The sequence below is a fragment of the Alcanivorax sp. HI0083 genome (assembly GCF_001635175.1).
Window position 1 is genome coordinate 1 of record NZ_LWFX01001059.1, and the last position, 5,686, is coordinate 5,686.

Sequence of the window (5,686 nt, forward strand, 5' to 3'; positions counted from 1 at the left end):
GACGTTGTCGCCTTCACTTTTACTGACGGGCATGGGTTCGCCGGTGAGCATGGATTCATCGATGCGGCTCTCGCCTTCTTTCACCGTGCCGTCCACGGCGATTTTTTCACCGGGCCGAACCCGGAGAATATCGCCGGTCTGAACTTGCTCCACGGGGATGTCCCGCTCTTCGCCATCGCGGACCACCCGCGCGGTTTTGGCACCCAGATCCAGCAGCCGTTTCACCGCAGCGCTGGTTTTGCCGCGGGCGCGCACTTCCAGTGCCTGGCCGAGATTGATCAGGCCGATGATCATGGCGCTGGCTTCGAAATACACATGCCGGGCCGCTTCCGGCAGGGCGCCGGGCAACAGGACGACCACCATGGAATAGAGCCAGGCCGCACCGGTGCCCAGTGCGATCAGGGTGTCCATGTTGGCGTTGTGGTTTCGAAATGCCTTCCAGGCGCCGACAAAAAAGTGGCGGCCGGCGGTGGCCAGCACCGCCAGAGTAAGCAGGCCGATAGCCAGCCAGATCCACTGACTGGTTTGCCCGGCGCGGACCATCATGTCGCCGCCCAGCAAGCCCCAGGCCATCAACGGGACACCCAGGCCAAGCCCGAGCCCCATGTGGCGAATAAGGGTGTGGTAGTGGGCCTGTTCGCGGGCCTCCTGCTGTTCCTGCTGATCTGCGCTGTTATCCAGCAGCTCGGCGCCATAACCGGCATCGGTTACCGCGCTGATCAGCGTCTCGGTGCTGGCGGTGCCGCTGACCTGAACGGTGCGATCGGCAAAATTCATGTCGGCCTTGTCGACACCGGGTGTGTTGCGCAGGGCATTTTCAATGGTGCGCACACAGGAGGCGCAGGTGGCGCCGCTGATGCTGAGTTGCACCGATTGGGCGGGGGTAACAGCGGCCTTTTCCGGTTTATCGCGACAGTGTGCGTCTTGATCATGCTGATCGTCGTCGGTGCCGTAACCCGCCTGTACCAGTGCGTCCTGAAGGGCGCTTCTGGAGGCGGTTCCTGTCACTGTGACCTGCTGGGCATGCAGATCCACGGTCACGCTTTCTACACCGGTAATCTGTTCCAGTGCCGCGTTGATGGTGCGGCTGCATCCCTTGCAGGTGGCGCCACTGACAGGCAGGGTCTGTGTCCGTGTTGGCATTGGCATGGTGGCTCCTGTGACGCGGTGTGATGCCAGAAGGTGATGTCAGTCTGTATTGTGAACCTGTGGGTAACCCCAAGGTCAACGGCATGCTATAAATTGCTGGTTACATTGAAAATTTTTATAAAAACGTCATAAAGGCGGAACCATAACAACGCAAACCGCTCAATAAGACCACATAGTGTGGCCATCTTGGATGCCGAATTTTTCGATATCAGTGAGGACGATTTATGTTTAAGAAAACATTGCTTGTGTCAGGCATTGCTCTGGCAGTTTCTGCCCCGGCCATGGCGGCGCAACAAACTTCCGCCGTCCGTGATAACGGTTTTTCCTACAGCTACGGCCAGTTGGCCTACGACCGCTGGGATCTGGATAACGATGTGGACGTGGACGCGCTGAGCGCCGAAGGGTCCTTTGCGCTGGACGAGCACTTGTTCCTGCGTGGTAGCCTGGGTTTCTTTGATGGTGACTATGGTCGCAATGGTGATCTCGACGGTAGCCAGATTTCTGGTGGTGTGGGCTTCCACACTCCGTTGCAGCGTGGTTTGGACTTCGTGACCAGCGCCGACATTATTTACGATGATCGTGATTATGATCCGGGCAACAACGACGATGAGATCGGTTTCGAAGTGCGTGGTGGTGTGCGTCATGCCACTACCGACAAGCTGGAACTGTCCGGTGGTCTGGCGTATCAGGATCTCTACGATGATGACCTGGGCGTTTACGGCCAGGGCCTGTTCAAGGTAAGCCAGGCGGTTGACCTGGGCGCACGCGTCATTGTTGGTGGCGATCGTGATACCTATGGCGTGTTCGGCCGCTACAACTTCTAAGATCCGTTCCAGGACAGTTTGTCTGGAAGCTAAAAGCCCCGCCGGGTGAGAGCCCGGCGGGGCTTTTTTGTGTTTGCCGTATGGCCCTGCTCGCCCGCCTTCTTGGGTCGATGTTACCCGCGCAAGACCTTAAGCCGAATAATTTCGGATTACGCCTTTCAGGCTAGGCGTCAGGCATCTGGCGGGTGATGCTTACTGTGGTAAGCCAGGCTTTAATTGGGGCCCAGCCTTTCTCTTCGCTTTGCTTGATTGAGCCGGCGATGCCCGGGTTGATCTGGTCCCAGCGGGCTATAACAGCGGGATCCATGGCCTGCACTGCATCGAGCAACACGGTTTCATTAACGGCGAGGCTGAGAGCGGGGATCAGCAGTCCTTCTTCCTGTTCGCTGGTTGGGTCTTGCTGTTGCTGCCAGTGGGCCAGGGTTTCCATCAGGCCGCATTGCAGTGCCAGCTCGTTCAGGGGGCGGTTCAGTGATAGCTGCTGATGGTCGGCGAGCAGTTGTTCGCCGGCCAGTTTCAGGTACTGGCGCCGCCGGGCGGGGATGCCTTCTTCACCGGTGAACGCTGCCAGCGCTTTGGGGCTTTCGGTGGTGCCGTTGAGTACCACGCTCAGGGCGGCAAAACCGAGGCTGGCTTCCGCCGGGTCGGTGGCGCCGTGTTGGCGGCGCAGGTTCTGGCGGGTCAGCTCCAGATAGGGATCACTGATCAGCCCGGATTCCGGCCACTCGGGCAGGGCATCCAGATAGCCGGGGTATAAGGGCCAGCTGTCCAGCCTGGCCAGAATGGCCTGCCGGTTGGCGCTCCCGTCTTGTTGGCAGGCACGGCTGGCCAGCAGCAGGTACTGGCTGGCAAAGCGCCGATACCACTGCGCCAGGGCATCGCGTAGTGCGGTCAGGTTTTCTGCATTCGGGTTTTGCTCGAACCGGGTTAGCGCCTGTTGCCATGCCTTTGCGGTGTCAGTAAAACGTTCGTCCGCCTGCTGTTGCCACTGTGCAGCGGGAATCTCTGTCAGAGTGCCGTCACTGACTGGTTGGGGTGTGGACCCGGCGTCGTCACTGGTGTTGTTGTCGCAGGCCAGCAACAGGCAGGCCAGTAATGCCATAAAGAGAAAACGCATAAACAATTCCGGTTAGCGCAGGCTGATCACGGGCCAGCCCTGTTCCCGGGCTTCGCGCTCAAGGGCACTGTCCGGGTCCACGGCCACCGGGTTGTCGACCTTGCGCAGCAGCGGCAGGTCGTTATGGGAGTCGCTGTAGAACCAGCTGTTCTCCAGGGTTTCATCGTTGGCGTTCAGCCATTCCGCCAGCCGCTCCACCTTGCCTTCGCGGTAGCTGGGGGTACCGGCCACGTTGCCGGTATAGCGCTCGCGGCGGCACTCTGCGACGGTGGCAATCAGATGGTCCACACCCAGCCGGTCCGCCAGTGGGGCGGTCACGAAATCGTTGGTGGCGGTGATGATCATCAGGGTGTGGCCCTGGTCGCGGTGTTTCTGCAGCAGGGTTTCGGCCTTGGGAAGCCACATGCTGTCGAGCTTTTCGGCGAGAAACTGTTCACGCCAGAAATGCAGCTGGGCCATATCGTTGTCGGCCAGTACTTTCAGGGAAAAACGCAGGTAAGCCATGATATCCAGACGGCCATTCTGGTAATCCACGTAGAACTGGTCGTTGGTTTCCTTGTAGAGCTGCTGGTCAACAATGCCTTTCTCTACCAGCCAGTCTCCCCACAGGTGGTCGGAATCGCAGCCGATCAGGGTGTTGTCCAGGTCGAAAATCGCGAGCGTCATGGCCTCTCCTTAAATGAAGGGGTCATTTTATGCGAAGCCGATGACAAGTCATACCGGCGGATTCATTGAGTCCGGGGCTCCCTGCGTTTGTTTTGGTGCGTTTGTTGCACGGTTGTGCATTGATCGCAGGTTGCCCGGCAAGGTTTAATGGGCTGACAAGGAGCCAGAGTCCACGATTGCGCGTGGATTCGAAGAGACAACATGACAGGCATTATTGATGACAAAGGGTTTCGGCTGAATGTCGGGATCATTATTGCCGGCCAGGATGGCCGGGTTTTCTGGGGTCGCCGGGTGGGCAACCGTGACGCCTGGCAATTTCCTCAAGGCGGCATGATGCCCGGGGAGTCCCCGGAAGAGACGCTGTTTCGTGAACTGGAAGAAGAAGTGGGGTTGTTGCCGGAACATGTGGAGATTATTGCCAGTACAGAAGGCTGGCTGACCTATCGTTTGCCGCGCCGGTTTCTGCGCCGGCCCCGTAATCGCCCGCACTGTATTGGCCAGCGGCAGAAGTGGTTTTTGCTGCAGTTGACGGCGGAGGAGCAGGCCATCGACCTGTTCGCCAGCGATAGTCCGGAGTTCAAGGACTGGCGCTGGGTCAACTACTGGTATCCGATTCGCAAGGTGGTGCATTTCAAGCGCGGGGTCTATGCCCGTGCCTTGCGTGAACTGGCTCCGGCCCTGAAGAAAGGCACGCCAGGCGCGCGTTCCCCTAATCCTTCTACCTCTGGAGACTCGTCCGATGCTTGAGACCCTGCGGCGCATTGTTCAGGAAGTGAACAACGCGGCGGACATTCCCAGCGCGCTGGATTTGATGGCCAAGCGGGTACGCGATGCCATGGGCACGGAAGTGTGTTCTATCTACTTGCGCGATGAGGACGAGCAGCGCTATGTGCTGATGGCCTCGGAAGGGTTGAAGCAGGAAGCCGTGGGCAAGGTGAGCCTGGGCTTGTCTGAGGGGCTGGTGGGGCAGGTGGGTCTGCGTGAAGAACCGATCAACCTGGAAGACGCTTTTACTCACCCCAAATTCCATTATCTGGCGGAAACCGGGGAGGATGCCTTCCATGCTTTCCTGGGGGTGCCGGTGATGCATCACGGCAAGGTGCTGGGGATCATGGTGGTCCAGCAGCGCGATGTTCGCCGTTTCGACCAGAGCGAAGAAGCCTTTCTGGTGACGATCTCCGCCCAGTTGTCGGCGGTGATTGCCCACGCACACGCGTCAGGGGTGCTGTTCGACCAGTTGGGCGGAGGCGCCGATCTGCCCAGTTTCTATGACGGCCTGCCCGGTTGCGCCGGGGCAGCCATTGGTTACGGCGTATTGTTGTTTCCCGAGGCGGATCTGGCCTCCGTGCCGGATCGGGCCGTAGAGGATGTTAGTAACGAAATTTCCCGGCTGGATGATGCGCTGGTGAAGGTGCGCCAGGAGGTTCGCGATCTGGCCGAGCGGGCATCCAAATCCCTGGGGACCGAAGAGCAGGCCCTGTTTGATGTCTATCTGCGCATGCTGGATCGACACGCCCTGCCGGCGGAAGTGATTGCCCAGATCCGCGAAGGGCAGTGGGCCCAGGGCGCCTTGCGCACGGTGGTTGATGCCCATGTGCGCAATTTCGAAATGATGGATGACCCCTACCTGCGTGAACGGGCGGCGGATGTGCGTGACCTGGGCCGTCGGGTGCTGGCTCAGCTGCAGAGCCAGACCCGGCGTCATGTGATTTTTCCGGACGAGTGCATTCTGCTCGGCGAAGATATTTCTGCGCCCATGCTGATGGAAGTACCCCGTGAACGGGTGCGTGGCATTGTTACCACACGCGGGTCACGGAATTCGCACATGGCCATTGTGGCGCGGGCCATGGGTATCCCCACCGTGGTGGGGGCGCAGAATCTGCCGCGCAAACAAATGGACGACAAGGAAATCATCGTCGATGGTTTCCGT

6 protein-coding genes are annotated in these 5,686 nt (G+C 59.4%); 3 read left to right on the forward strand and 3 right to left on the reverse strand.

The window, feature by feature from the left end; all coding sequences use genetic code 11:
* Positions 1 to 1,149: copper ion binding protein (locus A3754_RS13905; RefSeq protein ID WP_156496994.1), on the reverse strand; the 1,149-nt coding region annotated here is incomplete at its 3' end.
* Between the two features lie 224 nt (positions 1,150 to 1,373).
* On the opposite strand from A3754_RS13905, the gene A3754_RS13910 reads away from it, so the two are divergent.
* Complete coding sequence (locus A3754_RS13910) at positions 1,374 to 1,973, forward strand: hypothetical protein (RefSeq protein WP_063520171.1); 600 nt, start codon at positions 1,374 to 1,376, stop codon at positions 1,971 to 1,973.
* A 163-nt stretch (positions 1,974 to 2,136) separates the two neighbouring features.
* On the opposite strand, the gene A3754_RS13915 is transcribed toward A3754_RS13910, so the two are convergent.
* Both A3754_RS13915 and A3754_RS13920 read right to left on the reverse strand, forming a co-directional pair.
* A complete protein-coding gene (locus A3754_RS13915; protein WP_063520172.1) occupies positions 2,137 to 3,090 on the reverse strand; it encodes an imelysin family protein in 954 nt (317 codons plus the stop codon).
* Positions 3,091 to 3,102: 12 nt separating this feature from the next.
* Positions 3,103 to 3,756, reverse strand: coding sequence for an HAD family phosphatase (locus tag A3754_RS13920; protein WP_063520173.1), 654 nt, complete (start codon positions 3,754 to 3,756; stop codon positions 3,103 to 3,105).
* Between the two features lie 201 nt (positions 3,757 to 3,957).
* Here A3754_RS13920 and A3754_RS13925 point away from each other — a divergent pair, with 201 nt between their 5' ends.
* Both A3754_RS13925 and A3754_RS13930 read left to right on the forward strand, forming a co-directional pair.
* The gene (locus A3754_RS13925; RefSeq protein WP_063520174.1) at positions 3,958 to 4,503 is read left to right on the forward strand and encodes an RNA pyrophosphohydrolase; all 546 of its coding nucleotides are present in this window, start codon (positions 3,958 to 3,960) and stop codon (positions 4,501 to 4,503) included.
* On the forward strand, positions 4,496 to 5,686 hold a 1,191-nt coding region (locus A3754_RS13930), incomplete at its 3' end, for a phosphoenolpyruvate-utilizing N-terminal domain-containing protein (protein ID WP_156496995.1). The genes A3754_RS13925 and A3754_RS13930, both read left to right, overlap by 8 nt.